At 54.1% G+C, this 26,524-nt stretch carries 25 protein-coding genes; 6 read left to right on the plus strand and 19 right to left on the minus strand.

Features of this window, described 5'->3' with window-relative positions:
- Nucleotides 1-48 precede the first annotated feature (48 nt).
- The 7 genes from H151_RS15470 to htpX form a co-directional block, all read right to left on the minus strand.
- Nucleotides 49-909, minus strand: a complete 861-nt coding sequence (locus tag H151_RS15470; RefSeq protein ID WP_019960501.1) for a dienelactone hydrolase family protein — start codon at nucleotides 907-909, stop codon at nucleotides 49-51.
- A gap of 25 nt (nucleotides 910-934) precedes the next feature.
- The gene (gene purH / locus H151_RS0104770; protein ID WP_019960502.1) at nucleotides 935-2,533 is read right to left on the minus strand and encodes a bifunctional phosphoribosylaminoimidazolecarboxamide formyltransferase/IMP cyclohydrolase; all 1,599 of its coding nucleotides are present in this window, start codon (nucleotides 2,531-2,533) and stop codon (nucleotides 935-937) included.
- A gap of 49 nt (nucleotides 2,534-2,582) precedes the next feature.
- Nucleotides 2,583-4,499 carry a UDP-N-acetylglucosamine 4,6-dehydratase family protein gene (locus H151_RS0104775; RefSeq protein WP_019960503.1) on the minus strand — a complete coding sequence of 639 codons (1,917 nt, stop codon included), beginning with the start codon at nucleotides 4,497-4,499 and terminating at the stop codon, nucleotides 2,583-2,585.
- 12 nt (nucleotides 4,500-4,511) lie between these two features.
- Nucleotides 4,512-6,260: a heparinase II/III family protein gene (locus H151_RS0104780; RefSeq protein WP_019960504.1), complete on the minus strand. Its 1,749-nt coding sequence runs from the start codon at nucleotides 6,258-6,260 to the stop codon at nucleotides 4,512-4,514.
- A 5-nt stretch (nucleotides 6,261-6,265) separates the two neighbouring features.
- Nucleotides 6,266-6,928: a ribulose-phosphate 3-epimerase gene (gene rpe, locus H151_RS0104785; RefSeq protein ID WP_019960505.1), complete on the minus strand. Its 663-nt coding sequence runs from the start codon at nucleotides 6,926-6,928 to the stop codon at nucleotides 6,266-6,268.
- A 60-nt stretch (nucleotides 6,929-6,988) separates the two neighbouring features.
- Nucleotides 6,989-8,338 (minus strand): RsmB/NOP family class I SAM-dependent RNA methyltransferase, encoded by a 1,350-nt coding sequence (locus tag H151_RS0104790; protein ID WP_019960506.1) that lies wholly within the window; start codon nucleotides 8,336-8,338, stop codon nucleotides 6,989-6,991.
- An 85-nt stretch (nucleotides 8,339-8,423) separates the two neighbouring features.
- Nucleotides 8,424-9,392 (minus strand): zinc metalloprotease HtpX, encoded by a 969-nt coding sequence (gene htpX / locus H151_RS0104795; RefSeq protein ID WP_019960507.1) that lies wholly within the window; start codon nucleotides 9,390-9,392, stop codon nucleotides 8,424-8,426.
- A 101-nt stretch (nucleotides 9,393-9,493) separates the two neighbouring features.
- On the opposite strand from htpX, the gene H151_RS0104800 reads away from it, so the two are divergent.
- Nucleotides 9,494-9,703: a DUF1674 domain-containing protein gene (locus H151_RS0104800; protein ID WP_019960508.1), complete on the plus strand. Its 210-nt coding sequence runs from the start codon at nucleotides 9,494-9,496 to the stop codon at nucleotides 9,701-9,703.
- Nucleotides 9,704-9,901: 198 nt separating this feature from the next.
- Here H151_RS0104800 and H151_RS0104805 read toward each other — a convergent pair whose 3' ends face one another.
- The 3 genes from H151_RS0104805 to H151_RS0104815 all read right to left on the minus strand — a co-directional run bounded on the left by H151_RS0104805 (nucleotide 9,902) and on the right by H151_RS0104815 (nucleotide 14,096).
- Nucleotides 9,902-11,251 carry a Fic family protein gene (locus H151_RS0104805; protein ID WP_026353827.1) on the minus strand — a complete coding sequence of 450 codons (1,350 nt, stop codon included), beginning with the start codon at nucleotides 11,249-11,251 and terminating at the stop codon, nucleotides 9,902-9,904.
- 105 nt (nucleotides 11,252-11,356) lie between these two features.
- On the minus strand, nucleotides 11,357-11,632 hold the full coding sequence (locus H151_RS0104810) for a DUF2061 domain-containing protein (RefSeq protein ID WP_019960510.1): 276 nt from the start codon (nucleotides 11,630-11,632) through the stop codon (nucleotides 11,357-11,359).
- Between the two features lie 373 nt (nucleotides 11,633-12,005).
- Nucleotides 12,006-14,096, minus strand: coding sequence for a M3 family metallopeptidase (locus tag H151_RS0104815; protein WP_407703488.1), 2,091 nt, complete (start codon nucleotides 14,094-14,096; stop codon nucleotides 12,006-12,008).
- Nucleotides 14,097-14,545: 449 nt separating this feature from the next.
- On the opposite strand from H151_RS0104815, the gene H151_RS0104820 reads away from it, so the two are divergent.
- Nucleotides 14,546-16,957 (plus strand): methyl-accepting chemotaxis protein, encoded by a 2,412-nt coding sequence (locus H151_RS0104820; protein ID WP_019960512.1) that lies wholly within the window; start codon nucleotides 14,546-14,548, stop codon nucleotides 16,955-16,957.
- Nucleotides 16,958-17,005: 48 nt separating this feature from the next.
- Here the strand turns inward: H151_RS0104820 and H151_RS0104825 are convergent, their stop codons facing one another.
- The 5 genes from H151_RS0104825 to H151_RS0104845 form a co-directional block, all read right to left on the minus strand.
- Nucleotides 17,006-17,413 (minus strand): response regulator, encoded by a 408-nt coding sequence (locus H151_RS0104825; protein WP_156823363.1) that lies wholly within the window; start codon nucleotides 17,411-17,413, stop codon nucleotides 17,006-17,008.
- A 58-nt stretch (nucleotides 17,414-17,471) separates the two neighbouring features.
- Nucleotides 17,472-18,398, minus strand: a complete 927-nt coding sequence (folD, locus tag H151_RS0104830; protein WP_019960514.1) for a bifunctional methylenetetrahydrofolate dehydrogenase/methenyltetrahydrofolate cyclohydrolase FolD — start codon at nucleotides 18,396-18,398, stop codon at nucleotides 17,472-17,474.
- Nucleotides 18,395-18,721 carry a DUF167 family protein gene (locus tag H151_RS0104835; RefSeq protein WP_019960515.1) on the minus strand — a complete coding sequence of 109 codons (327 nt, stop codon included), beginning with the start codon at nucleotides 18,719-18,721 and terminating at the stop codon, nucleotides 18,395-18,397. The genes folD and H151_RS0104835 overlap by 4 nt, the downstream gene beginning before the upstream one ends.
- A 6-nt stretch (nucleotides 18,722-18,727) precedes the next feature.
- A complete protein-coding gene (locus H151_RS0104840) occupies nucleotides 18,728-19,027 on the minus strand; it encodes a YggT family protein (RefSeq protein WP_019960516.1) in 300 nt (99 codons plus the stop codon).
- Between the two features lie 101 nt (nucleotides 19,028-19,128).
- Entirely contained in the window at nucleotides 19,129-20,307 is a 1,179-nt protein-coding gene (locus H151_RS0104845) for a sensor histidine kinase (RefSeq protein ID WP_083918418.1), read from the minus strand.
- A 238-nt stretch (nucleotides 20,308-20,545) separates the two neighbouring features.
- Here H151_RS0104845 and H151_RS16865 point away from each other — a divergent pair, with 238 nt between their 5' ends.
- Nucleotides 20,546-21,025 carry a flagellar basal body-associated FliL family protein gene (locus H151_RS16865; protein ID WP_019960518.1) on the plus strand — a complete coding sequence of 160 codons (480 nt, stop codon included), beginning with the start codon at nucleotides 20,546-20,548 and terminating at the stop codon, nucleotides 21,023-21,025.
- On the opposite strand, the gene H151_RS0104855 is transcribed toward H151_RS16865, so the two are convergent.
- Nucleotides 21,022-21,300, minus strand: a complete 279-nt coding sequence (locus H151_RS0104855; protein WP_040758766.1) for a 4a-hydroxytetrahydrobiopterin dehydratase — start codon at nucleotides 21,298-21,300, stop codon at nucleotides 21,022-21,024. The genes H151_RS16865 and H151_RS0104855 overlap by 4 nt on opposite strands.
- Before the next feature lie 272 nt (nucleotides 21,301-21,572).
- Between H151_RS0104855 and H151_RS0104860 the strand changes: the two genes are divergently transcribed.
- Nucleotides 21,573-21,845: a histidine kinase gene (locus H151_RS0104860; protein WP_156823364.1), complete on the plus strand. Its 273-nt coding sequence runs from the start codon at nucleotides 21,573-21,575 to the stop codon at nucleotides 21,843-21,845.
- Here H151_RS0104860 and queG read toward each other — a convergent pair.
- The 3 genes from queG to H151_RS0104875 are packed head-to-tail and all read right to left on the minus strand — an operon-like array spanning nucleotide 21,842 to nucleotide 24,664.
- Nucleotides 21,842-22,972 carry a tRNA epoxyqueuosine(34) reductase QueG gene (queG, locus tag H151_RS0104865; protein ID WP_019960521.1) on the minus strand — a complete coding sequence of 377 codons (1,131 nt, stop codon included), beginning with the start codon at nucleotides 22,970-22,972 and terminating at the stop codon, nucleotides 21,842-21,844. The two genes, H151_RS0104860 and queG, sit on opposite strands and share 4 nt — an antisense overlap.
- A 6-nt stretch (nucleotides 22,973-22,978) precedes the next feature.
- Nucleotides 22,979-23,656, minus strand: a complete 678-nt coding sequence (gene fzlA, locus H151_RS0104870) for an FtsZ-binding protein FzlA (protein WP_019960522.1) — start codon at nucleotides 23,654-23,656, stop codon at nucleotides 22,979-22,981.
- A 42-nt stretch (nucleotides 23,657-23,698) separates the two neighbouring features.
- Nucleotides 23,699-24,664, minus strand: coding sequence for a cation diffusion facilitator family transporter (locus H151_RS0104875; protein ID WP_019960523.1), 966 nt, complete (start codon nucleotides 24,662-24,664; stop codon nucleotides 23,699-23,701).
- A 114-nt stretch (nucleotides 24,665-24,778) separates the two neighbouring features.
- Between H151_RS0104875 and H151_RS0104885 the strand changes: the two genes are divergently transcribed.
- Both H151_RS0104885 and H151_RS0104890 read left to right on the plus strand, forming a co-directional pair.
- Nucleotides 24,779-25,579 (plus strand): undecaprenyl-diphosphate phosphatase, encoded by an 801-nt coding sequence (locus H151_RS0104885; protein ID WP_019960525.1) that lies wholly within the window; start codon nucleotides 24,779-24,781, stop codon nucleotides 25,577-25,579.
- A 42-nt stretch (nucleotides 25,580-25,621) separates the two neighbouring features.
- Nucleotides 25,622-26,491, plus strand: coding sequence for a CPBP family intramembrane glutamic endopeptidase (locus tag H151_RS0104890; RefSeq protein WP_019960526.1), 870 nt, complete (start codon nucleotides 25,622-25,624; stop codon nucleotides 26,489-26,491).
- Nucleotides 26,492-26,524: the final 33 nt, after the last annotated feature.

Below are 26,524 nucleotides of genomic sequence, written 5' to 3' on the forward strand. Positions count from 1 at the left end.
GTGGATACTGAAACTGAAAGCCCCCGCCTTGGCGGGGGTTTTTTGCGTTTAAAGCTTGGCTTTAAGGAAATTCAAAAGTTCCGCCTCGACCGTTTTGGTCATCTCTGGGTCATGGCGCAAATCTGATTTGGGGTGATGGTCGGGCTCATCAAAGCCATGGGTGACGCCAGTGATCATGCGCCAGTGAATATCCGCGCCGGCCTTATATTGGCGTTTGAAGACCGAATTGGACGCAGTTTCATTGGTGACACTATCGCCTTCAATCAAGATGGCTTGAATCGGCAAGGTTTTGGGCCAGTGAAAATGGCGCGAGAGGGCGGGAAAGCCTGAATAGGGATAGAAGGCGAAGACGCCTTTAACGCCCGCCAGCGGGGCGTCTGGCAGGGTTTTAAGGCCATCTGGGGTTAAACCCGCCTCACTCATGCATAGCCCATCTAAAATTGCCCAGGCCCCATGGCTCCAGCCGACCAGAGCGATACGATTTTCATCCAGGCGCGGTTGCGCTTTGGCCCAGTCCATGGCCGCCAACAGATCGGCGACCCGCTCGCGGCCCCATAGTTGAAGACCGGTGCAGACTTTTAGAAGGGCCGCCTCATAGCCAATACCGCGCGGGGCCAAGCTATCAACGATCAGCGCGCCATATCCGGCTGCGCTTAGAATTTGTGCGAAATTCGTCATGGATTGGCGGGCCCCGCCGCAGCCATGCATCAAAATAACGACGGGAAAGGGGCCTTCGCCCTCGGGCCAGTGCATGCGAAAATGCGGCGCGATCCAATTGCGATGATCTATCAGGCTGCGCCTTTGCACATGCAGGCCGCGCATGCGCCGAACCAGGGTCAATCCGACCCCCAGACAGATCACCAGAACGAGGCCCAGCAGTATAAGCAGGAGAGAGAGGGTCCAACTCATACTGCTGAGATACCTCGCTTATGGCTTAGTGTTTGAAGTGGCGCATGCCGGTGAAGACCATGGCGACGCCGGCTTCATCGGCCGCCGCGATGACTTCATCATCGCGGATGGAACCACCGGGTTGAATGACACAGGTCGCCCCGGCTTCAACGGCGGTTTTCAATCCGTCAGAGAAGGGGAAGAAGGCATCCGACGCACACGCAGAGCCAATGGTGCGCGGGGCGTCCCATTGGTTTTCTTGCGCCGTATCGATTGCCTTACGTGCGGCCAAACGCGCGGCTTCCAGGCGGCTGGTTTGACCCATGCCGATCCCGGCGGTTGAACCGCCTTTGGCATAGACAATGGCGTTGGATTTGGTGTGCTTGACCACCGTCCAGGCAAACACCATGTCGGCCCACTCGGTTTCAGTCGGGGCCCGCTTGGTGACGACCTTCATGTCTTCACGGGTCAAACGCCCAATATCGCGTTCCTGGATCAACAAACCGCCCGCGATGGATTTGGCCATCCATCCGGTTTGCGTCGGATCGGCAAGACCGCCGGTCAACATGACACGGACATTTTTCTTGGCCGATAGAATATCCAGCGCCTCATCATCGGCCGCTGGCGCAACCACCACTTCAGAGAAGATTTTCGTGATGGCATCGGCGGTTTCAGCATCAATCGAACGGTTGAGCGCAATAATCCCGCCAAAGGCCGAAACCGGATCAGCCGCGAAGGCACGCTCATAGGCTTTGACGAGTGTCTCACCCACTGCGACGCCACACGGATTGGCGTGCTTGACGATAACGGCCGCAGCTTCTTTTGCGGGGTCAAATTCGCTGACCAGCTCAAAGGCGGCATCGGCGTCGGCCAGATTGTTGTAAGATAGCGGCTTACCCTGGGCCTGACGAGCATGGGCAAGGCCTGGACGACGCTCGGCACTGGCATACAGCGCAGCGCGCTGGTGCGGGTTTTCCCCATAGCGCAGCGGCTCTAACAGCTTACCGCCGACCGCGAAATAGGGCGCAGCACTGTCATCACCCAGCGCGCCATGCAGATAGCTGGAAATTGCCGCATCATAGGCCGCCGTGCGACCAATGGCTTTGGCGGCCAAACGCTGGCGAAGCGCGAAGGGCGTTTTGCCTTCATGCGCGTCCATGGCGTCCAGTACGGCATCCAGATCCTCGCCATCGACGCAGACCGCGACAAAGGCATGGTTTTTCGCCGCTGAGCGGATCATGGCCGGACCGCCGATATCGATGTTTTCGATACAGGTGTCGAGATCCGCGCCGGAGGCCACCGTGTTCTCAAACGGATAAAGATTGACCATCAACAGGTCGATCGCCGGAATGCCATGGGCCTCCATCGCGCTGACATGATCGTCGAGATCACGGCGCGCCAACAGGCCGCCATGGATACGCGGATGGAGGGTTTTGACCCGGCCATCCATCATTTCAGGATAGCCTGTGACCTCGGCAGCGTCTTTGGCGTCTAGGCCTGCGTCTTTGAGCGCTTTTAACGTGCCCCCGGTGGAGACAATCTCAACCCCGGCTTTGGCGAGTCGCTTGGCGCGTTCGATCAGGCCGGTTTTGTCAGAAACGGAGATGAGGGCGCGGCGGATTGCCACGAAATCGGCGTCTGCCATGGACTGGCAACTCCTTCAACAGTGTCCGAAAAGAAGTGCTTTACCAGATCTATCTCTGGGCTGAAAGACGCGGCTGCGTAGAGATGACACCTTGTGGGCGACCCAGATCTAAACAGCGATCAAGTAAAGCGCGGATTTGCCCTTCATCGCGGCGTTGAGCCGCGTTCAAAAGGGCCTCGATAACATCTTCAAGATCCTCTAGGTCCGGTTGATGGCCCTGCACGCGCAAGACCCCTTCGGTTTTCGTTGCGCTGACAGTTTCGAAGGCGTGGGTTAAAGTTTCATGCAGCTTCTCACCGGGCCGTAGGCCGGTGACTTTAATGGCGATGTCTTTACCCGGCTCCATACCGCGTAAACGGATCAGCTGGCGCGCAAGGCGCGCGATGGAAACCGGCTCACCCATGTCGAGGAGATAAAGCGCACCATCTTCGATTTGATCGCGCGCAGACGCCCCGCCAGCTTCCAGAACCAGGCTGGCCGCTTCCTGAATGGTCATGAAATAGCGCGTGATTTCAGGATGGGTGACGGTGACAGGCCCTCCCGCTTCGATTTGTTTTTCAAACAAAGGTACCACAGACCCGGTAGAGGCCAGCACATTACCAAAGCGCACGGCGCACAATTGCGGGCTGTCGACGCGCGCGGCAATCGCACCCAAATACAACTCAGCCACCCGCTTAGTTGCGCCCATGACGCTGGAGGGGTCAACCGCCTTATCGGTGGAGATCAGCACGAAATTCTGACAGTTATGCTTTTGTGCGGCTTCGATGACGTTCATCGTCCCGCCAACATTGGTTAGAACAGCTTCGGCGCTGTTCTGCTCCATCAAGGGGACATGCTTAAGCGCAGCGGCATGCAAGACCACATCGGGTTTCTCATCGCGAAACACCTGCTCCAGGCGGGCTTTATCGCGCACATCGCCTAGGATTGGTGTCCAATAAGGGGCGGCCTCCCAACGGCGCAACTCCATATCGATCTCGTAGAGATGGGACTCGGCCGCATCCAGAAGGATCAGACGCTCTGGATTATGGCGGGCAATTTGGCGGGTTAGTTCGCCCCCGATGGCCCCGCCAGCTCCAGTAACCAGAACGCGTTTACCCTGAACCAGGGCCCGCGCACCTTCATGACAGATAGAGCGTGGAGTACGCGATAACAGATCGGCGGCTTCAACCTGGGTGAAGGCCGCCACACCATCGCCCGTGCGCGCGCGCGACAGGCTGGCGCGGCAACGTCCCGCGATCCGCGCGCATTCGGCAATAAGGTCGCGATCTGGGTGATTATCGGCAAGAACAATGCGCAGGGGCTTGGTTTCATTCGTGCTGAGCCGTTGAATTGTCGTTTCTAAATTACTTAAATCACCGGCCACGGGCAGACCCATCAACGATCGGCCTTCATATTGTCCGCTCAGCTCAATGAGGGCTTTGAAGCGGAAGCGTGGCCCCCCTGGGCGACGACGCTGATCTCTTAAAACCTCGGTTAGGCTTTCTTCAGTGCCCACAAGGACGGCACCTTGGAGGGCGTTATTATCCAGTCTTATGAGGTTGAATAAATCGCCTGAGCGCCAAGCATAAACGACAAGCCGAGGCACCAATAAGAGGACGCTGAGTAAAACTCCAGAAATCAACAGGCTAGAGCGTGGAAAGTCATCTAAGCGATTGGTGAGAAAGAAAATGGGGAGAAAGACAAGATGCGAGACACACGCGGCCTGTAAGACCCGCATAGCATCGCTGAGCGTGGTGTATCGCCACATGCTTTTATGGAGGCCGTATAGCGGAAAGATGGCCGCGCAGACCAGCATGAACAGACCCGCTGCAGACCATTCAACTGTGCCCGGTGGCGTGCCGATCTCTTCAAATTCATAGCGGAGGACGATGCTGATAAACATCGCGGCAAAGCCTGCGAGAAGGTCATAGCCATAAACTCCAATTAAGGAGTGTTGTCTGAGATTGGGCCGTTCAACGCTATTCATCTGCAATCCTATCTACCCCGCAGAGCCGACACGGCCTAGGCGCTGAAAGGCCCATCGGACCCGGTTGGGCGGACGATCACCGGCCCCAAAGGGTTCGGCTTCCCCGCTGACCACCAGCTGTGTTGACCGCAAAGGTTGAGCCCCTTTTGCAAGATAAACAGAGCGTTCTAAACGCACAGGTCCCCCATCGGTTCTAAACCGCCAGCCTTCACCATTGGATAATACTAACAAAGCGCTCATGGAGTCACGCGAAAGTGAGGCCTTAACATCAGGGTGAAGGTGGAAACGAATGGCAAAACTATAGCGCTGTTCGGGATCGGGAGAGGGTCCGTCTTCAACGGGGCGATATAATGCGTCTTCCCCGCGCAAATCCCCGCCATCGGTGGCAAGGAAGAGCCGCCGACGCACAGAGAGGCCGAATTTCTGACGATAGCCATCATGGGTGGCTTCCAGCCAAACGCCCTTATCTTCTTCATTACGCCTTGCTTTTATGGGGTCGGGATTGCGAATGAGGCGGGGGCCCAACATGCGCCGGGCCCAGCCTGGTTCTAAGCTTCTGACGGAGGAAATTTCTTCTAAGGTGAGGGTAGAGTGTGCAGGCGTCGCACGCACAACTTCACGCCATTGGCTGGGTTGATCATCTGACCAGCCGCAATTGACGACGATGCGATGATCGGCGGCAAAAAACTCAAACGCTAATGCCCCGGCATGGGCTGTGACAGAATGGGCGCCTTTGGGGGCTCCGCCTGCATCGAGAATGACGAGAGCCCCATGGGCTTCGGCGCGATGATAGGAGGAATGTGGGGCGACCCCAAAGGGGTTGGCTTTTACCCCAGCGCGCGCCAAAGCTTCGTGTATCGCGCTGGCATCGCTTTGACCGCCGCCATTAAACGCGGCTAGCCCGGTATCCCCGGCCTGGAAGAAGCGAACGAAAGGTGCAAGCCGATCAAGCGTGCGCAGGATATCTTTGTGAAGCGTATATCCGGCTTGTCCGGCGAGATCTTTTAAAATCACCAGCTCGCATAGAACCCGCCCCGCAGTAGCAGGATTGCGATTGCAATGGCCCCCATCGGGCAGGATTTGCGCGTTTAACAGCGCTTGCAGCTGGGTTTCAGCCTTGTTAAGCGCAGCCTCATCCAAACCTAAGGCTAAAGCGGCCATGAGGCTGGTCAGCACAGCAAACAGCTTATCGCTGTCATCTTCCATCAGCTCTAAGGAGCGCAGGATATGGCGCACATGGCGATAGAGGATTTGAAAACGTTGCGCGCGCTGCGAGGCTTCGCCGCCCTCAAAGAGGGGTGAACCGGCACTCAGCCAATAACGAAGCCGGCGCGCGGCGACCTTGGGGGCCCAGGCAAACCAATTCCAACGCCCGAAATGCAGGATCCAGTCATCAAGCAGATTTTGCGCTAAGGCCAAAGCGCCTTCGTCTTTCAGCGCGATAAGATGGGGAAGCCAGCGAAAAGCATGCAAGGATGCGGCAAAGCGTTTGGACGGTGCAGGTTGGGTCCAGGGGCTTTCGCCCTCATGAACGCTGAGATGCTCACCGGCGAGATAGAACTCGCCTTCAATGACCTGCTGGCCGCGCTCTTCACTGGCTGAGTACAGGGCAAGCAGATTGTATTTAAAGCCCTCTGGCACAGGTCCAGACAGGCTGACCATCCGATAGAGCGGGACCGTGTTGGCAAAGTCTGAGAAGTCCTGGCGCACGCGGCGCTGGAAACTGCCCAACAGGTCGACGGTCGAAATCGGTTTGGCCATAGGGCTTATGCGCCTTTAAGGGCTTGGATATTAGCGGCGTAGTCTTGAGGTCCGCCCTTGAAGACGGCAGACCCGGCCACCAGCGCCTTGGCACCGGCGTTAACGCACGCCTTGGCCGTTTGCGGGTTCACCCCGCCATCGACCTCGATCAGGGTGGAAAGCCCGCGCGCATTGATGCGTTCTGCTAAGGTCTCGATTTTGCGTAACTGGTTGTCAATAAAGCTTTGTCCGCCAAAACCAGGATTAACGCTCATAATCAAAACCACATCGAGATCGTCCAACACGAAATCAATAACGTCCAAAGGCGTGGAGGGGTTCAAGGCGGCCCCGGCTTTGATTTTTAAGGCTTTAATGGCTTGAACGGTGCGGTGGAAATGGGGGCCGGCCTCGGGATGGGCGGTGATGATATCGGCCCCGGCCTCAGCAAAGGCTTCTAGATAAGGATCGACCGGCGTGATCATCAAATGCACATCGAAGGGCTTGTCCGACCAGGGCTTTAAGGCTTTGACGACATTGGGCCCGATGGTGATGTTGGGCACGAAATGGCCATCCATCACATCAATATGGATCCAGTCGGCACCGGCGGCGTCGATGGCTTTGACCTCTTCGCCTAAACGCGCAAAATCAGCCGAGAGAATCGAGGGTGAAATCAAGGGAGTGTGGGTCATGGGGCATCGATACCAGTGTGTTAAGGTGCACGCAAGCAACGCCAAACTGTAAATCGGACTTTAGACCGACTTTGTAAGACGAGCGATGAAAAATCCGTCGATCCCCCCATATTCCGACCAATGATCGGGGCGGGTACGTAGCCAGCCGGAGGGGTGCAGCGCCTCGCCCAGGGAGGGATAATCCTCGATCCCAAGGGGCAAGAGTTTGGCGTCGGGTGTCCGGTTCAAAAAGGCCGTGATTTGGTCTTCTCCCTCTTCAGGCTCCATCGAACAGGTGCAATAGATGAGCCGTCCACCGGGTTTTAACAGGGTATAAGCCTGATCCAAGATCCGGGCCTGTACTGCGCTTAAGGTTTCGATATCACTGGGAGATTTTGCCCATATGACTTCAGGGTTTTTGCGCAATGTCCCTGTGGCACTACACGGCGCATCGACTAAGATCGCATCGAAAAGGTGATCATCATGCCATTGGGTGGCATCGGCGGTGACGATCTGGGCGTTCAGCCCCGTGCGCGCCAGATTTTGCTTCACCCGTTCGAGGCGCTTTTTTGAGCGATCAAGCGCGATGACTTCCGCACCCAGGCTGGCAAGTTGCAGGGTTTTACCCCCCGGCGCGGCACACAAATCGGCGATCCGTTCGCCGGGCTGGGGCGCAAGGATTTTTACCGGCAGGGCTGCACCCGCATCCTGGATCCACCAAAGACCCTCTTCAAACCCGTCGAGTTGGGTGACATCGGTGGATTTTGCGCGTCTCAAACTGCCCGTGGGCAGGATCTGCGCGTCCAGCCTTTCGGCCCAATCTTTGAGATCGGCCTCAGGCTTTAAGGTGAAATCGAGCGAGGGTTCTTTGGATCGGGCGGCGATGATGGCGCGGGTGGTCTCCTCACCATAGAAAGTGAGCCAGCGCGTCGCCAACCATTCGGGCAGATCTAACAGCGGATCAGCCTCAGCCAACAAAGCCGGGCCAAATTCCGCAACTTTGCGCAAAACGGCATTGGCGACATTTTTATATTTGCGGGTCAGGGGATCGGTGGCCATCAGGCGCACGCCTGCGTCCACTGCGGCATGGGCGGGTGTTTCTAAGATCAACAGATCACAGCTCGCCAACAGAAAGGTCGCGCGCGTCTTATTGGCATGGTCTGACAGCGGGTGATCTAAAAACTGCTGATAGACATGATCGAGCGTGCCTTTACGCCGGATCGCATGGGCGCACAGGGCACGCGCAAAGCCGCGATCGCGCGGCTCTAACAGATGAAAATCGCTTTGCTGGGCCAGCGCGGTCTCCACCATCTCCCCCGTGCCTAGGACTTGGATCAGGGCATCGAGCGCAATGGCGCGCGCATCACGTGGACGCGGCGGATGGGTGGATTTTGAGCGCGGGGCGGGGCGGTGTTTTGAGGTTTTTGTCATGGGCGTGCTTGTTTAGCACGCCCCGTATGACCCGGCGAGTATCTGATCCAGAAAAAGCGCGCCTAGCCTCAGCCTCTCGCCTCCTTTAGCCCCAGGGGCCGCCAAAATCGCGTTTTGGTTGAGTGCTGGGGCGCCGTGATCCCCATGGACCGTCATCGTCGTTGACAGGCTGGGCACCATCACCAAAGGCGCGCGCCATTTCGTGCAGGCGCGCAATGCGGTTGGCCGTGGAAGGGTGGGTGGAGAAGAGATTGTCTTTTCCCAGGCCATTTAACGGGTTGATGATGAACATGTGCGCGGTGGCAGGGTTGCGCTCTGCCGCTTCATTGATCGTGCCGCGGGCCCGCTGTTCGATTTTCTCTAGGGCAGAGGCGAGCGCCAGGGGATTGCCGCAAATCTCTGCCCCGCCTTTGTCGGCTTCATATTCGCGGGTGCGCGAAATGGCCATTTGCACCAAGCCTGCGGCCATGGGGGCCAGAAACGCAACGAGGATCGCCCCCAGCGCATTGCCATTGCGTTCAGAGCTCGATCCGCCGCCAAACATGGCCGAGAACATGGCAAAATTGGCCAGCATGCCGATGGCCCCGGCGAGCGTTGCTGTGACGGTCATGGTCAGGGTATCGCGATGGCGCACATGGGCCAGCTCGTGAGCCATAACGCCGCGCACTTCTTCACGATTGAGCATCTGTAGCAGACCCGTGGTGGCCGCAACGGCGCCATTTTGCGGATTACGCCCCGTGGCGAAGGCATTGGGTTGATCGGAGTGGATGATATAGATGCGTGGGGCTGGCATGCCCGCGCGCTGGGCCAAATCGGCGGTATCTTGGCCAAAGCGTAGCAGATGGGGATCCGCCTCATCCGGTGTGATCTCCCGCGCATTATGCATGCGCAGTACAATCTTATCGGCGTTCCAATAGGCAAAGACATTCATCATGGCCGCAAGGGCAAAGGCGATCAGCGCGCCCTGGGTGCCGCCGATCAGCGCACCGCAGCCCACGAAGAACGCGGTCAATGCGGCCAGTAATGCAAAGGTACGAAGACCATTTCCCGTCATAGTGTTCCTATCACCCTTTATGACAATCACTGACAAAGCCCCTGTGAGGGGTGCAGCTTTGTCCTATATTTTATGGGAATGGCGAAAGAAGAGTACAAGAGATGTCAGAGATAATTGAAAATTCCAATGCAGAGCCTGAGGCTTCAAGAGAGCTGAGCCCGGCGGCGCAACGCGCCCTGGCCGAAGCCGCTGAGCGCCGCGCCGCACGTGAGGAAGAAGAGCGCGCAACAGAGCTGGGCGGGCGTAAAAATGGCCCTGAACCCACGCGCTATGGCGATTGGGAGAAGAAGGGCATTTTAAGCGACTTTTAAGGCTTTACACAAAAAGGTTAACGCGCTTAGCGTATCAGAATGATACACGCGCTGGGCCTTTTATTGCTGATGACACCGCCTTACCCTGCTCTTGATGAGGGCGGGACGCGCGGGAGTGAGGCGGGTGAGATCGTATGACAATAATAAGAATAACTAGATTTTCTTATTATAAAGAATTAAAAAATATGAATTTACAAGTTACATGAAAGACTTAGTCTCGCTTGAAACTTTATCCAAAAGATTTTGTGTTGCACGATAGTAATTGGTTTTTCCTGATTTGTGTTTCTTTAAGAAATTTAATTCAACTAATTTTTCTAAGTCGGTTCTAGCTGTTATATACACAACATTATGAATATTTTTGTGTTCATTTACTGTTATTGATTGAATTCTATTCTTGGCGATATCATTTAGTAGGCTAGATTGTCTGTGATTTAAAGATGAATCATTGATAATATAATTAAATTGATTTAGTTTTATTCTCTGACTTTCAATATAAGATTTGAGCGAATCAATTGATTGCAACACCATTTTTAATTGATATATAATAAAGTAAGTTAAATCACCTCTGTCGGATTCGGTTTCGATATATGATTTAGCATATTTTATAGGTGCTTCTTTTAAAATTTTAGAAATAGATACATATTCTAAAAGCCAATATTTATGCTTAAGGGCTGACCAGTAAAATAATGCCCGAGCAGTGCGGCCATTTCCATCAACAAACGGATGATCATACCCAATCATGAAGTGTAAAATTATTGATTTAATTATTGGATGAATGAAATTTTTTTCATCGACATTTTGATTGGCGAATTCACACAATTTATTTAACCGCTCAGGCAATTCTGAAGCGCAAGGGGGGATGTGATATATATCGCCACTTATTTCATCAGATACAGTAATATTATCAATTTCGTCCCGAAGTGCGCCGCATTTGCCTGGATTTCTTAAAGTACCTTGAGTAACAACTCTATGAATATCTAGGATAAGATCAATAGTAAGGGGTTCATTTATTCTATTTTTTATTAACCTTAGTGCTAGGTAATTATTTAGCACCATTCTTTCATCATTTGTTCTAGGTGTTTTGTTTTTTTCAATAAGTTCTTTGGCAACTTCGCGGGTTGTTGCTGCGCCTTCCATAGCTGAACTTGAAAAAGGCTCTTCAATAATTGATCTCGCTAGATATATGTTACTATCTTGACGGCTAAGAACATCGCTTTCGATTGCAAGTGTACCGCAAGCGTCTTTATCAATATTGCTGAGTGCGGAGCGTACAAAACTTGGCTCCGTAAATGAGAAAGGATCTGAATTTTTCTGATATAAACTAATGCTGCGACTTGCGCCATGCCTTGCGATACGTAGTGCAGCCCAGTATTCTTGTATGGTCATGCCGGTTGGGGGCTGCCGTCTTTTTAAGTCTTCCCAGTGTAAATATGAACCATTATCGCTATCAATCGTCATTGAAAGAAATTCGTTCATTTTTTCAGGAGATTTCGCAAAATTTTCTTGAATGATTTTGTATGGGTCCGGCGGTGGAGGATATAATCGCATGATTCGTCCTTATAAACGTTAGAAAATCCATATAAAATAGTTGTTTGCATAAAAAATTATGCTGATTTTTCGAAGAACGTTTATAGACTATAATCGTTTTGATGGCTAGATGCTATGCGTGGATTTGTTTGATATATTTCCCCGCGCCCAAATCCGCTCATGACAGGTGTAGGCGACAGTTTGAACCGCGGGCTCAATCAGGCCAATGGCCAGCGCCGCTTTCAGATTGCCGGTCAGCATCCAGGCCACACTCATCGCCACACATAGATGCATGACGCTATAGCTTAGTGTTTTCAAAAAAAGCGAGCTGAACCGTGGAAAGATCAATCCGCGCGGCCCGAAGGGGTTAAACAGCGCTTTGCCCTTTATGTAGGTATGCATAATCAATATCGCTCCCAAGATTGCGCACTTTCATAATGCAAATAAGAATTATTCTCATACAATCAAGGGGCGTGTGTGATTAAGGCAGAATGTGAGGGTGAGGGCCGTGAGGACGAAGGAGGTGAGCTTAGACCGGCGCTGTACGTCGTTGGAGAAGCTGTGGGAAGCCCATGCGCAGTGAGGGAAGTCCTGGGGGCTGCGACGGTTCAGGGGAGCGGCAGAGGAAGGGGAGTGAGGATATCAGAGGACGCACCCACAGACAGCGCGCCCAGGAGCGGGCATAGGGAAGGGGGAAGCTATGAGGCTAGATGCGCCCATGAAAAAAAGCCCCGGCTTTGCAGCCGAGGCTTTTAATCCTTCAGGCTAAGAAGGCTTAGTCTTCTACGCCCTCTGGCACGGGGAAGCCGCGATCGCGCATCAGGGGCGCGATGGTGGCATCACGGCCGCGGAATTCACGATAGGCTTCGGCCGGGTCAATGGCATTGCGCGGTGCGAATAGGAATTCAACCATGCGCGCGGCAACCTCTTTATCGTAGAAACCGCCTTCAGCCTCGACAAAGGCTTCGGTGGCATCTGAGGTTAAGACATCGGCCCACATATAGCCGTAATAACCGGCCGAATAGCCCTCACCGGAGAAGACGTGACCAAAATGCGGTGTACGGTGACGCATCACCAGCTCTTCGGGCATGCCCAATGCGCTCAGCGTTTCACGCTCAAACGCATCTGGATCCACGCCTTCAGGCTCGATCGTATGCAGTTTTAGATCAATGATGGCTGAGGCGAGATATTCGGTCGTGGCAAAGCCCTGATTGAAGGTCGAGGCATTGCGGATGCGTTCAACCAGATCGGCTGGGATCGGCTCACCGGTTTCCACATGCTTGAGATAATTGTCAATCACCGGCTGGGTCAGCAACCAGCGCTCCAGCAATTGCGATTGGAATTCGGTGTAATCGCGTACCCCGCCATTGAGGGTTGGGTAAGCCACGCGCCCTGACAGGAAGTGCAAGGCGTGACCAAATTCGTGGAACAAAGTCTCCGCATCATCGAAAGAGATCAGAACCGGTGCCCCGGCTTCGCCCTTGACGAAATTTGAGTTATTGGTGGCTAGAATAATCTCTTCGCCATCAAAGCTATCATAGCTGCGGAAGGTGTTGGCCCAGGCCCCAGAACGCTTCCCTTGGCGCGCAAACGGGTCGAGATACCAAACGCCAATTACCTCACCGTCTTCTTTATTGCGCACTTCCCAGACGCGTACATCCGGGTGGTAGACCGGCACGGTGCCAGGTTCTAGCGCGACAAAGTCAAACCCAAATAATTCACCGGCGACATAATGCATGGCTTCAACCAGATTATCGAGTTGAAGATATTGCATCACCTCTTCTGAATTGAGGTCATAATCACGCTGGCGGACTTTTTCGGCGTAATAGCGATAATCCCAAGGCGCAATGGTGATGTCCGCGCCTTCGGCGTCGGCAACCTCTTGCATGGCGGCGACTTCTTCATGAACGCGCGCAACCGAGGCTTCCCAGACTGCTTCCATCAAATCCATGGCGCGCTCAGGCGTTTGCGCCATGCGGTTTTCCAAACGCCATTGGGCGTAATTGTCATACCCCAACAGCGCGACGCGCTCATCACGCAGCTCTAAGATCTCCGTGATGATCGCATTGTTATCATGCTCATCGCCATTATCGCCGCGATTATAATAGGTGCGCCAAACCTGTTCGCGCAGATCACGCTCATCAGAATAGGTCAGGAACGGATCCATGGAAGAACGGGTATTGGTGATGGCGTATTCGCCCTCATGGCCGCGTTCAGTTGCCGCAGCCGCCGCCGCCGCCACGACGTTTTCCGGCAAACCGCTTAACTGGTCGGCAGAGATGTACAAGACATAATCTTGTTCATCGGCCAGAACATTGTTGGAGAAGTCGTTATAAAGCTCAGACAAGCGCTCATTGATCGCGGCATAGCGCGCTTTGGCTTCGCCTTCCAAGGTCGCGCCATTGCGGGCGAACCCATCATAGGTCAGTTGAACAAGGCGCTGCTGGTCTGGGCGTAGAGCCTTTACATCTTCACTTTCATAGACGGCGCGCACGCGATTGAAGAGGGCTTCATTCTGCGTGATCTGTGAATTGAACGCGGAAAGTTGGGGCGATAAACGGCCCTGGATCTCGCGAAATTCTGGCGAAGACATATTGGACGACCAAATGCCGTAATAGGTGAAGACCCGGTTCAAATCTTCGCCGGCATGTTCCAACGCGACAATCGTGTTTTCAAACGTCGGTGAGGCGGGATTATTGGCAATGGCGTCAATCTCGGCGAGCTGGCGCTGCATGCCGATTTGAACGGCGCTTTCCAATTGCGACAGATCGGCGTCATCAAAATTAGGCACGCCGCCATAAGGCCCGGTCCATTCTTGCAGAAGGACATTCTCATTGGCCCCTTCTTGGGCGTGGGCGAGGCCCATTCCCGCGAAGCCGATAAGCGCAAGGCTGGCGGTAGAGAGTAGAAAACGACGCATGGTTTCCCCCTTATTATGGTTTCATCTGGGCGGAGGATATAACGTAACTTGCTGGATGGAAAATGAACAAATGCCCACCTTTTGTCGCAGGCCTTGGAGGAGTGCACCAGGGCCTAAGTTTTAACGCATTAATTTCTTTATGAGAAAACATATAGGTCTTGGGGAAAATTAAGAAAGTTGTGAAGTATTCTCAAAAGCATCTTGTAAGGAAATCAAGAAATACGCGAAACTGATAATTTATTAAGTCAATAGATTTCAAGGGCTTAATGTTTAAAAAAGCTATTTCTAAACGCGAAGAACGCTGAAAAACTCGTGCTATCCTAAGGTGAGTCAGAAACGCTTAACTAAAATAAGACACGTTCATCGAATATGTATACTCGAATCTGGAGTTTGGGATGCTTTCTTCCATCTCGATTAGCTGGCGTATCGTTGTTGCCGTCGCTGTTCCCGCCTTGGGATTATTGATCTTCGGATCGATGTTGACGTTGAATTCCTTTCATGATGCGCAGATGACGGCGCGTGTTGAAGGCATTGCCAGTTTTTCCCATAGGGTCGGTGCGTTAGTCCACGAACTGCAAAAGGAACGCGGGATCTCAGCCGGTTTTCTCGGATCTGGCGGTAGTCAGGATTTTACATCTCGCCTTGAACAGCAACGTCGATTAACCGATGAAGAAATCAGCCGCTTTAATACGCAAGTCCAATCTATGAATGTTAACCGCTTTGGCGCGGACTATGCTGCGGGATTAGATGCCGCCCAGCGTTTACTGGGGACTTTGGCGTCTCACCGCCAACGTGTCGACAGCGTTAATATCAGCCTGGATACGTCCAGCTCGCTTTATACAGAAATAATCGACACCTTGTTCACTACGACTTTGGAAGGTGTTGAGGTCGTCAATGACGCCAATTTGGCCAAAGCTTTTATCGCCTTTTTTGATTTGATGAATGCCAAGGAAATGGCGGGGCGCGAACGGGCCTTGGGGGTTAATTTGTTTGCCGCCGGTCTGGTGACGATGGACACCCATACCCGGATGGAAAGTTTGCAAGCCAAGCAAGAAGCCTATCAGCAAGCCTTCAATCATATGGCAGGGGCGCAATGGGCACGTCGGTTTGGAACCGCCATGTCGGCGCGCAGTGCTGGCGCGATGGAATTGGATGCGCTGCGTAATGAGGTGCGCCAGGCCGGTTATGGTGGGGCGTTCTTGGATTCTTCTCCTCAGGCCTGGTTTGACGCCTCAACCCAGCGCTTAGATGCGATGCGTGAATTTGAAGGTGTTTTTGCGAGTTATCTGGCTGAGCAGGCCGCAGCACGCGAGGCCAGACTTAAAACGCGTGCGTTCCAAGCGGCCTTGGCGGCCGGTGCAGGGGCGCTAATCTCTATCACTTTATCGGTTTTCATCATTTTAGGGGTGGTCGGTCCGATCCGGGCGGTAACCTCGAATTTAGATCAGCTGGCTCAAGGTCAAACTGATATCACGATTAAGGGCGCGGAGCGTAAAGACGAAATCGGTCAGCTGTCACGTGCGGCCTTGGTTTTCTTAGATGCCACTAAGGAACGTGAAGAGGCTAATCAGGATAAGGCGCGCTTGGAGCGTCAAGCCATTTCTGACCGCCGCCGGGTGCTGGCCACCATGGCCAGTGAAGTCGAAGAAGCCACCATGTCAGGGGTTGGCGAGGTTACGATGATTGCGGATGATGTCTCGCAACGTAGCCAATCTATGCGTGAAGTTTTGGCCAAGGCGGGTAAAGAGGCGGAAGATGTCAGCCGTCATGCGAAGGAATCGGTTGAGAAAGCTGATCGTGCCTCCTCTCTGGCCTCGCAGATCGTGGAGGCCATCAGTGAGGTGACGGTCCAGATCTCGCGCAGTGATGAGCTGGCGCGCAGTGCGGTCAATCAAGCGAGCGAATCACGCAGCCGCGTTGAAGAATTGCGCGATGCGGCCCGCCAGATCGGTGACTTTGTCGATCTGATTAACGAGCTGGCCGAACAGACAAATCTATTAGCGTTGAACGCCACGATTGAGGCCGCACGCGCCGGTGAAGCCGGAAAGGGCTTTGCGGTTGTCGCCAGTGAGGTGAAGGCTTTGGCGGCCCAGACCAATAAATCCACTGAAGAAATTACCGCGCGGGTACAGGGTATTCAGGACCGCACGATGGGGGCCGTGAAAGCCATTGAGGCCATCTCAACCTCTATCGATTCTTTGAGCGAAGTGACGGCCGCCGTAGCCGCTGCGATGGAAGAACAACGCACCGCCACCGCCAGCTTTACCGAATTTGTTACTGATACCCGCAATGTGGTCAGTGAAGTTGCAGGTCAGATCGCTTCGATTTCACAAACGACCACCGAAGCCGCACGCGAAGCCGATCAAATGGCGGATGCGGTTGTGAAAATGGCGCGAACCTCTGAAGAAGCCTCAATCGCGATCCCCCGCATCGTTCAAGAGGCAACCCGCAAAGCCGACCAAAGGGTCAACCGTCGTTACCTGTCTGATATATTGACGAAAATTGAGTGTGAAGACGGGAAGAAATCAGCTTTGATTGTTGAACTGTCTGTGGGCGGGGCGCGTATGCAAGGGGTGAATATCCCTCAAGGGCATGCTCTGACATTTGAGGTCGATAATAAAATGATTGAAGCCCAATCCATGTGGACCGAAGGCAAAAGTACTGGGATTAGCTTCGCAGAAGAAGCCCTCTCTGAGCGTGATGTTATGCGCTTAACCGGTAAGAAAGAGGGCGAGCATATTGGCGCGAATGAAGATCAAGCACGCAATCAAACTGTGAAAGCTAAAACAGCGCCGAAAGCCGCTTAGCCCCTAGAATTAAAGCAAAAAAGACCGGAGCGATCCGGTCTTTAGCCTTTAGAGGTGAATGACATTATCGGCCGCTTCTAAAACCGATTGCAATAGCTTGTCAGGTTGCTTAGGCCCATGTCCGGCAAAAAATTCGTTCTTATCAAGACATACCACATGTGGGCCAAGGGACGCGGCATCGACATTGGCAGAGCCGGTTAAAACTAGGATTGGCACGCCATTGGCGGCGCTTTCTGTGGCTTGAACGGTTTCGGCTGGGGTAATGGAATCGGGCAGTCGCAGATCGAGAATGATCAGATCATAGGTATTACGCTGCAGGCGTTTAATGCCGTCTTTGAGCGTACGCGCGGCTTCTAATTGCACATCATAAGCGCCTGCTTCGCACAAGGCGTGCTGAAACAACATTGCATCGGCAAAGTCGTCTTCGATATGCAGCACTTTTAGCGCATCGGCCATGAACATATTCTCCGCTTTGTCCAGACATACACGCCTAGAGGTTGGTTTTTCCTTAACCTCAGACAAGTTGTGATGGAAGAGGCAAGTTCGCGCGTTGTGCAGCCGCCATCACAGTATTCTTTAACAACATGGCGATGGTCATCGGCCCGATGCCCCCCGGGACCGGTGTGATGAAGCCAGCATGGGCTTTGGCGTCCTCATAAGCGACATCGCCAACCAACTTGGTTTTACCGTCCCCTTTTTCAGGCGCATCCACGCGATTGATCCCGACATCGAGAACGCAGGCCCCCGGCTTGATCCAATCGCCTTTGACGAGATGGGGTCGGCCTACGGCGGCAACTACGATGTCAGCGGCGCGCACCACGCTGGGCAAATCCTGGGTGCGTGAATGGGCCAGGGTGACAGTGGTGTTTTGTTCTAAGAAGAGAAGGGCTGCGGGTTTACCTACCAGGATAGAACGGCCCAGCACCACAACGGATTTACCGCTGAGATCGCCCAGCGCTTGTTGGGCGAGCCACACTGTGCCTGCGGGCGTGCAGGGGCGAAGGCCCGGGGCCCCCAGCACCAAACGACCCGCATTGGTAGCGGTTAAGCCATCGACGTCTTTGGCGGGATCTATAGCTTCCACAACACGGCGTGCATCCATGTGCGCGGGAAGGGGCATTTGTACCAAAATGCCGTCCACCCCATCATCATCATTGAGGCTGTGGACCAGGGCGATGAGATCATCTTCACTGAGATCGGCAGACTTGCGATATTCTAGTGAGCGCATACCGGCTGCTTCAGTGCGTTTGACTTTATTGCGCACATAGACATGACTAGCCGGATCATCGCCAACCAGAACCACCGCCAGGCAAGGGGCTCGCGTCAAAGCGGGGCTTAAAGCCGCGACAGCCTCTTTCACACTGGCATCAATATGTTCGGCGGCTTTGAGGCCATCAATAACGCTGGCACCGCTGGGCTGGGCAAGAATGAAGGCGCTCATAGGGTCTCTCCCGAACATAGTCGATCTAGGGTCGTGATGAGGACGTCTTGATCTGAAGACGCCATAGATATGAAAAAGGTTTTCACGCGAGCGGTTGAGCCTTGAGTGAGCGTGATCTGGGTTTTGGAAACGCCCAATTGTTTTGACAACAGCTTCTCAACCGCTTGGTTAGCGAGGCCTTTATCCGGTATCGCACGCACCTTGACTTTCAAATGGGCCCGGCCTTGATCGTCTTGGCCTTGGCCCTCAATCTGGTCTTTATTGGCCTTGGGTGTGACCCGCACAAAGAGGCGTATACCCTCATCCAGGCGCTCATAGACCATCTGCTTCTAGATCACCGTCATCAACATCGGAAGGACATAGCCCTTGAGGAAATAAATGATCAAGATCAGCACGAGAGGTGAAAAGTCCATGCCGCCTAAAGGGGGTAAGACCGAGCGAATGGGTCGCACCAAAGGCTCTGTCACCGTGTTGGTGATGCGCCAGATCGCATTTACGACCTGGTTATGCGCATTGACGACATTAAAGGCGATCAGCCAGCTCAAAATGATCCCGACGAAAATGATCAACAATAAGAGATTCAAGATCGGGAAAGCGAAATAGACGATAAGAGCGTCGCCGAGGGACATGGGCAGATCCAACCTGTGTTGTGGTGTTTTGCGTCTTGTAGCGGTCAGAGGGGGGCTTAGGCAAGCCTTTGCGCCTGATACTCATCCCGGCCTGTGACGGTTTAATGATCGTAATCGCGTAAAGGCAAGGTAAAGCAGAACTGCGCGCCGTCTTTAAAATCGGTATCCAGCCAGATTTTTCCGCCATGGCTCTCGATGATTTGCTTACAAAACGCTAGGCCTACACCATTGCCCTCGACCTTGTTGGACAGGCGTTTGAGCATTTCAAAAATCCGCTCGGCAAATTCTGGCGCTATACCGACACCATTATCGCGCACGCGAACCTCTATATGATCATCATCCACGCGCACGGAGGTGATGTGAATTTTCGTCTCTTCTCGCTCAGAATATTTAATCGAATTATTGATCAAATTACTAAAAAGTTGAGTAATTAAAACGCGATCGACGTGGGGCTGCGCGATGTCATCAGCCGTGATGGTGATTTTTTTAGCCCAAAACTCACGCTCATATTGATCTTTGATGTCATTGATAATGGCGTTGAGGTCAGTACGCTCAGGATTGGGCGGTTCTTGAGAGAGGCGCGCATAATCGAGCATCACCCTGATAAGGCTCTGCATGCGCTCAACACTGCCTTGGATCTTTTCAAGATACATCTGACCTTGATCGGAAAGTTTTTCCTTTTCTTCCTGTTCAAGCAGTTGCGAGAACATGGAGATGTGGCGCAAGGGCGCTTGAAGATCATGGGATACGGTCGCGGCAAAATGCTCTAGCGCATCGTTGGAGCGTGACAGGGCTAAAGTGCGCCTTTTGACCCGATTTTCTAATTCCTGAGTAAGCTGATTGAGCTTCACCTCGGCGTCTTGGCGAGTTTTGATCTCTTCGGCGAGCGCTTTATTCGTTTCACGTAGATTTTCACTTGAAGGTAAGGCGAGTAATTTTGGCAAAAGCGGCCAAAGCAAAATCGCGGTTGCTAAGGAAATCAAAGCCGTAATGGCTTTGATGATACCTTGAGCCATATAATCTGGATGCCAGATCGTCCATATTGCAAAGACATGCGTGATCCCGCACGAAACGATGAACATAACGAACATCCAGATCACTGGGCGATAAACCAGATCCGGACGTTTCATGGTGAAAATAGCTAGAACGGCGGGAATGGAAAAATAACTCAGACCAATGACAGCGTCGGAGATGACATGGGTCCACAAAATCTCCGGCGACCAGAGAAAACACATGCCGTGGGGCATGAACATGGAATGGCTCATCTCTTGGGTAGGCATTCGGTTTTAGCCTTCGGGCTCAATTGAAAGATTGACTATCGGCTGTCTCGTGAGTGTATTCAACAGAATTCGGTTAAAAAGTTTAAAATCAAACTCTCGTTTCAAGTTCAATATTTTAGAGATGGGGTCAATGACAAAACTAAGCGTGAGCTTCGTTTAGAAAGACTTGAAATATTGCGCCGTGATTTTTGTGCCCGTGCGAACGAGTTTTTTACGTCTTAGGTTTAAACCGGGGCGTATGACCCAATGGCTTCGACACCTCACCGCTGTTATCTCCATTCTCGCCTTAGCGTGGACGAGCCCCGCTTTTGCCTCGCCGCCGCCCGATGCCCATGGGGGCGGGGATGATCATGGTGAAGCCCCTGCGGAAGATGGCGATGTGCGTACGCGCCGGATCACGTCTAATCCGGCTTTTGTCGCCTTGCCGCCCTTGATTTCCAGCATTCAAAATCAACGCCGTTTAAGCGGTACGATGCATATCGAGCTGGGCCTGGATGTGCCGGATAATGCGCTGCGCCAAAAGGTGCAGGCGCGTTTGCCACGCCTTCGCGATGCCTATATGACGGTGCTCGCCAATTATACCGGCGTCACTTACCAATATGGCGAAGTGCCAAACGCCAGCTATGTATCACGCCAGTTACAGCGCGCCACGGATCACACCCTGGGGGAGCGCGGCGCGACTGTGGTTCTGGGCATGATTGTAATTTACGACCGCTAAGCGATCGCATCCATGAACTGCGCCATTTCGGTGTCCAGCGTGGTGACTCCATTGGCATCATGGGTGGTCAATAACACTTTGACTTTATTATAGACATTGAACCATTCAGGATGGTGGTTCATCTGTTCAGCCTTTAATGCCACCCGGTTCATAAAGGCCCAGGCTTCGCTGAAATCTTTAAACTCGAAGGTTTTTTCAATGGCATCTTGATGTTCAGCCATGACCCATCCGGTCAGGCGGCTGACAGCGGTTTCGGCACCAATTTTTTCGCCCATTTTCGTCTCCATCTCTATCCTCTCCTTGGACCAAGACTAACGCGTCCGGTCAAGCCTTCGATCCCATTTCCCTTCAGGTTAAGCGGCCTAAGAGAGCGTTTGGCAACTCTTTCAAAGCGCACGCCACGATTAAGGCTGTGCGTGTGGGCCGGGTCGATGAACGTCTGGACATTTTAAAGGTCGCATAAGGGTCTAGCGGGTCTGATCAGGTTTCAATCATCCTTAAGACACTTGGGTATAGGCTGGGTCTAGTTTGGATGATGGAGGTCATGATGACCCGTTTTCTCGTTTCTGAGGCTAATCCCGGCGGGCGTAAGCTGGAAGATGTCTTGATGGATATTCGTGCGGATGTGTTGCTGCGCTGTACGAAAATCTCTGACGATCACCGCCCTGAAGCCTTGCACGTCCTGGCCAATAATATGCAAGTCCTGCAGCATTTGACGGCCGCGATTGAGCTGGCCATGGACTCCACCCATACCCTGGATAAGGCTTTTGGGCCTTCACAATCGGGGTTGGGCGGACCGCCGCGCATTGGTCACGACTAAATCAGATCCCATTCTTCGCGAACCGCGCTGTCGGCTTCGCCCTCATAGTGGCGCGCCTTTAAGGTGTGCGCATAGGCCTGATCGAGCTGGGCGATAGCCCAAACCGCGCTCAGGCGGATAGATGCGGCACCATCGCTTAGATGACGTTCGGCGGCGGGGATCAAGCCCGGTTCAGCGCTATTACCGATGGCGATCAAGACATTGCGGATAAAGCGCTCACGCCCGATGCGTTTGACGGGCGAGCCGCGAAACACTTCGCGAAAACCAGCCTCATCCAGATCGCTTAAATCCGCCAGCAGCGCGCCTTTCAGCTCCGGGCGCGGATGGAAGGCGCTTTCTTGAGCGGTTTGGGCGAATTTATTCCACGGGCAGATTGCCAGACAATCATCACAGCCATAGATGCGATTACCCATCAAGGGGCGCAGTGCGCGATCAATCGCGCCTTTATGCTCAATGGTGAGGTAGGAGATACAACGCCGCGCATCCAGCTCATAAGGGTTCACGAAGGCCTTGGTGGGGCAGATATCCAGGCATTTGCGGCAAGATCCGCAATGATCCACCTCAGGTTCATCAGGGGTCAGTTTGGCAGCGGTCAGCATGACGCCTAAGAACAACCACGAGCCAAATTCCCGGCTCACCACATTGGTATGCTTTCCTTGCCAGCCAATGCCGGCCTTATGGGCCAGCGGTTTTTCCATCAAGGGCGCGGTATCGACAAAGACCTTCACATCATGGCCCGTGCTCTGGGCATACCCGCGTGCGATCTGCTTCAGGCGCTTTTTCATCACATCGTGATAATCGGCGTTTTGCGCATAGACGGAGATGACGCCTTCTTGGCGGCGCTCCAACAGCGGCAAGGGATTATGCTGCGGTCCATAATTCAGGGCAAGAACCAGGGCCGAGCGGGCCTCTGCCCACATATGGGTGGGATGTTGGCGGCGATAGAGGGTGTCTTCCATCCATTGCATTTGCCCGAAATAACCCTTGGCGACAAAGTCCGCTAAGTGATCTGCCGCCGCCCAGGCCTCATCCACACGGCAGATGCGCGCCGCGCTAAAGCCCAGCGCCAGGCTTTCCGCTTTCAATCGGGCTTCATCCCAGGGCGGTTCGGGGGGGCGTTTCGCCATCAGTCTTTAAAAATCTAAATCGCTATACCATTTGGCGGCCGGAACCCCGGGGAGGCGGTCTTCCAACAGCGAGCGGAAGGCCGGACGGCACTTTATCCGCTCATACCAGGCTTTGACCTGTGGCACATGATCCCAGGGCACATCGCCGAGATAATCTATCACAGACAAGTGCGCGGCGGCGCAAATATCAGCCAAAGTATAGCGATCGCCCGCCAGGCCATCGCGTTCGCCCAGCAGGGTCTCGAAATAATCGAGATGCCAGCGCAGATAATCGCGCGCCAGGCGCAAATTTGCCGGATCGGGCGCGCCATCACCGGACATGCGCTTTTCCAGCTTTTCAGCTAACAAAAGCGCATTGACCTCTTGGTCGAATTTCAAATCCATCCATTGCATCAGGCGGCGCACTTCGGCGCGATCACTAGGCGATTTGGGCAGCAGAACCGGCTCGGTAAAGGTCTCTTCAAGATAGCCCAGAATGGCGGGGGCTTCGACCAAGGTGATCGGCCCGCGTGTGTCTTCTTCGATCAGGACGGGCGGCAGGCTTGCCGGGTTCAAAGTGTGGATCGGATCGGCCTCATCCCAGGGCTTGCACGCAATCATCTCGAACGCCAAACGCTTTTCGGCGAGCACAATGCGGCATTGCCGCGAACCGGGATGAAGGGGCCAATGGTGAAGCGTTCTCATGAACCAAACTCTAGACTGCTTCGCGCTGAGAATTAAGCGGCTTTATGCGCTCTCTGAACCTGTTTGCTGATCAAAAAGGTCGTTACCATGGGGCTCGGCATGGCCGCGCGGATCAGGGTGGATCAAGATGTCGGCAGCCGGGAAGGCGCTCATGATCCGCTTTTCTGCAGCGACGATGATTTTATGCGCTTCATCCAAGGTGAGGGTAGGGTCCAGATCCATGTGAATTTGAATATGCACAAAAGGTCCGGCGGCGCGGGTTCTTAGATTGTGAACGCCCAGAACCTGCGCATCCTCACGGGCCAGTCTTAAGATCGCTTCGCGTTCCTCATCGGGTAATTCCTTGTCCATCAAATGGTCGGCGGCCCCGGTGATCACGTCCCAGGCGGTTTTAAACAGCCATAAGGCCACCAGAAGACCAATGATGGGGTCAGCGCGGGTAAAGCCTAACAGCCCGGCCCCGATCAGGCCGACCATCACGGCGAGGTTAGAGCCCAAATCGGCCATATAGTGTGCGCGGTCGCCACTGACGGCCAGTGAGTGGCTTTTCTTCAAGGCCTGGGTCTGTGCCCAGACCAGGCCCAAGGTCATAACAATGGACAGGACCATCACACCCAGCGCAATCAAGCCATGCTGGATGGGCTCAGGATTGATCAGGCGCTTTCCTGATTCATAGACCAGATAGGCCGCCGATCCAGCGACGAGCAAGCCTTGCAGAAAGCTCGCCATCGCTTCGGCCTTGCCATGGCCATGACGGTGTTCTTCATCGGCGGGGGTCGCGGCATAGCGCACAGCGAAGAAGGCGGTCAAAGACGCGGCCAGGTCCAGCGCAGAATCGGCGAGCGAGGCCAGCATGGCAACCGAGCCCGAAAGCCACCAGGCCCCGATCTTGGCCACCACCAAGATGGAGGCAACGATCACCGACAGCCGCGTGGCATGGGCGGAGATTTTTTGTGCCTCTTGCGGGGCGACCCGGCCTGGGCCGGCCTCTAATCCATCATGGGCCATGGGTCATTCAACTTTTTAAGGGGCCAGCTGGCCTTGGGGCTTGGCGAAAATCAGGCTTTCGATCATGGTGGCCCCCGGCGTTGGGGTGTCAGCGTTCAGGCAAAGGGGGGCCAAATGGGCCTTATTCATCTCATTATTTTGGCCATCGTCCAAGGTATTACCGAATTTCTGCCGATTTCCTCTTCTGCCCACCTGATCTTGGCCCCACAAGTCTCTGGCGCAGCCGATCAAGGCCCCTTGATTGATGTCATGGCCCATCTGGGGTCTCTGTTTGCGGTTTTGGTCTATTTCCGTAAAGATATTATGGACATAGCGGGCGGAAAATTGGCGCTGCTTCAAGGGCGTATGACCCCGGGCGGTCGATTGGCCCTGATGGTGGGTCTATCCACCCCGCCGGTCCTGATTTTCGGCGCAGGGCTCTATATGTCCGGACTTGTTGACGCTATGCGCTCACCTCTGGTGATTGCCATTTCAACCTTGGTGTTTGCCGGGCCGTTATGGCTGGCCGATCATTTTGGCAAGCAGACTAAAACGACTGAAACCATGACTTGGTGGGATGCGGCCTTGTTGGGCTTGGCGCAGATGTTCGCCTTGATCCCGGGGGCCAGCCGCTCTGGGGTGACGATGACGGCGGGCCGCGCGCTGGGTCTTAATCGTCAAGAAGCTGCGCGTTTTTCCATGCTGATGGCCATTCCGGTGATTGCGGCCTTTGGCCTTCTCGCATTTCTGGAATTGGCCAGCGGTCATGCGCCGGGCGCAAGCTTGCGTGATGGTTTGATCGTGGCGGTATTGTCCTTTGTGACGGCTCTTATTTCGATCGCGCTCTTGATGCGCTTCGTGGGTAAAATCGGCTTCCTGCCTTTCGTCGCATATCGGGTCATTTTGGCGATTTTAATCTTCATTTTCTTGATTTAGCCATGATCCTCCCGCATGGCTTCATGCATGCGGGAGGGATTCATGAAGATCGCATTATTTTTATTGATTAGCTTTGCGTGGAGCTGGACCGTTTTTGGCCTGTTCCATCAGAGTGGCGGTTTAGAAGGCCAGAGCGCACTTGCCATGCCGATCATGTTTGTGGCCATGTTGGGCCCGGCCTTAGGCGCGATCTTATGCACGCTGGTGTTTGATCGCGCGCGCTGGGGCACAGCTTTGGGCTTTAGCGGGTTTGGCCGGAGCCGGGTCTTGATCTGGATCGTGCTGGCCTGGGTGATGGCTATTGTTTTGGTGGCAGGGTCCATTGCACTAACGGGGGGGCTGGCCCCTGGCGGATTTCAAGATCCGGTGGCGAGCTTTGTGGCTCAGCTTCAGGCTTTGGCCCCGGATGAGCCGTTGCCGATGGACCCGGCGCTGTTATTGGCCTTGCAATTGGGGTTGGGCCTGCCGATTGGCATTGCGGCCAATACCGTCTTATTGACGATCAGCGAGGAGTTGGGCTGGCGCGGCTGGCTGCAACCGCGCCTGATGGGGCTTGGCTTTTGGCCGATGTGCCTGGTGACGGGTGTGATCTGGGGGCTCTGGCATGCCCCGATTATCTTGATGGGGTATAATTTTCCCGGTCTGGGCGTTGGCGGTGTTGGGGCGATGATCGTCTTTACCGTCATGACAACACCTTATGTTGCCTTAGCTGCGGAGCGCGGCGGCGTTTGGGCGGCGGGGGCCTTTCATGGCGCGATCAATGCGCTGGCGGGGCTCAGCGTTTTATTTCTGGCATCCACGGATTGGCCCTGGAATGGTCTATTGGGGATTGGCGGATTTGGCGTGATGGCTGTGGGTTTACCGCTGATCTGGCTATATCGCCGGGCCAAGCCGCTCTCCATGAGGGCATAAAAAAGGGCCCCGTCGGGCCCTTTTCGTTTTGGG

The organism is Woodsholea maritima DSM 17123, assembly GCF_000382325.1.
GTDB classification, from domain to species: Bacteria; Pseudomonadota; Alphaproteobacteria; order Caulobacterales; family Maricaulaceae; genus Woodsholea; species Woodsholea maritima.

Bases quoted from the DNA above. Each gene is read 5' to 3' on its own strand.
- H151_RS0104790 (WP_019960506.1), bottom strand. From the start codon at position 8,338: ATGACAAAAACCTCAAAACACCGCCCCGCCCCGCGCTCAAAATCCACC.
- H151_RS0104820 (WP_019960512.1), top strand. From the start codon at position 14,546: ATGCTTTCTTCCATCTCGATTAGCTGGCGTATCGTTGTTGCCGTCGCT.
- rpe (WP_019960505.1), bottom strand. From the start codon at position 6,928: ATGACCCACACTCCCTTGATTTCACCCTCGATTCTCTCGGCTGATTTT.
- fzlA (WP_019960522.1), bottom strand. From the start codon at position 23,656: ATGAGAACGCTTCACCATTGGCCCCTTCATCCCGGTTCGCGGCAATGC.
- folD (WP_019960514.1), bottom strand. From the start codon at position 18,398: ATGAGCGCCTTCATTCTTGCCCAGCCCAGCGGTGCCAGCGTTATTGAT.
- H151_RS0104800 (WP_019960508.1), top strand. From the start codon at position 9,494: ATGTCAGAGATAATTGAAAATTCCAATGCAGAGCCTGAGGCTTCAAGA.
- H151_RS0104825 (WP_156823363.1), bottom strand. From the start codon at position 17,413: ATGGCCGATGCGCTAAAAGTGCTGCATATCGAAGACGACTTTGCCGAT.
- H151_RS0104810 (WP_019960510.1), bottom strand. From the start codon at position 11,632: ATGCATACCTACATAAAGGGCAAAGCGCTGTTTAACCCCTTCGGGCCG.
- H151_RS0104875 (WP_019960523.1), bottom strand. From the start codon at position 24,664: ATGGCCCATGATGGATTAGAGGCCGGCCCAGGCCGGGTCGCCCCGCAA.
- H151_RS0104845 (WP_083918418.1), bottom strand. From the start codon at position 20,307: ATGCCTACCCAAGAGATGAGCCATTCCATGTTCATGCCCCACGGCATG.
- purH (WP_019960502.1), bottom strand. From the start codon at position 2,533: ATGGCAGACGCCGATTTCGTGGCAATCCGCCGCGCCCTCATCTCCGTT.
- H151_RS0104835 (WP_019960515.1), bottom strand. From the start codon at position 18,721: ATGGTCTATGAGCGCCTGGATGAGGGTATACGCCTCTTTGTGCGGGTC.
- H151_RS0104775 (WP_019960503.1), bottom strand. From the start codon at position 4,499: ATGAATAGCGTTGAACGGCCCAATCTCAGACAACACTCCTTAATTGGA.
- H151_RS0104885 (WP_019960525.1), top strand. From the start codon at position 24,779: ATGGGCCTTATTCATCTCATTATTTTGGCCATCGTCCAAGGTATTACC.
- H151_RS0104780 (WP_019960504.1), bottom strand. From the start codon at position 6,260: ATGGCCAAACCGATTTCGACCGTCGACCTGTTGGGCAGTTTCCAGCGC.
- H151_RS15470 (WP_019960501.1), bottom strand. From the start codon at position 909: ATGAGTTGGACCCTCTCTCTCCTGCTTATACTGCTGGGCCTCGTTCTG.
- H151_RS0104855 (WP_040758766.1), bottom strand. From the start codon at position 21,300: ATGGGCGAAAAAATTGGTGCCGAAACCGCTGTCAGCCGCCTGACCGGA.
- H151_RS0104815 (WP_407703488.1), bottom strand. From the start codon at position 14,096: ATGGGCCTCGCCCACGCCCAAGAAGGGGCCAATGAGAATGTCCTTCTG.
- H151_RS0104860 (WP_156823364.1), top strand. From the start codon at position 21,573: ATGACCCGTTTTCTCGTTTCTGAGGCTAATCCCGGCGGGCGTAAGCTG.
- htpX (WP_019960507.1), bottom strand. From the start codon at position 9,392: ATGACGGGAAATGGTCTTCGTACCTTTGCATTACTGGCCGCATTGACC.
- H151_RS0104805 (WP_026353827.1), bottom strand. From the start codon at position 11,251: ATGCGATTATATCCTCCACCGCCGGACCCATACAAAATCATTCAAGAA.
- H151_RS16865 (WP_019960518.1), top strand. From the start codon at position 20,546: ATGACCCAATGGCTTCGACACCTCACCGCTGTTATCTCCATTCTCGCC.
- H151_RS0104890 (WP_019960526.1), top strand. From the start codon at position 25,622: ATGAAGATCGCATTATTTTTATTGATTAGCTTTGCGTGGAGCTGGACC.
- H151_RS0104840 (WP_019960516.1), bottom strand. From the start codon at position 19,027: ATGTCCCTCGGCGACGCTCTTATCGTCTATTTCGCTTTCCCGATCTTG.
- queG (WP_019960521.1), bottom strand. From the start codon at position 22,972: ATGGCGAAACGCCCCCCCGAACCGCCCTGGGATGAAGCCCGATTGAAA.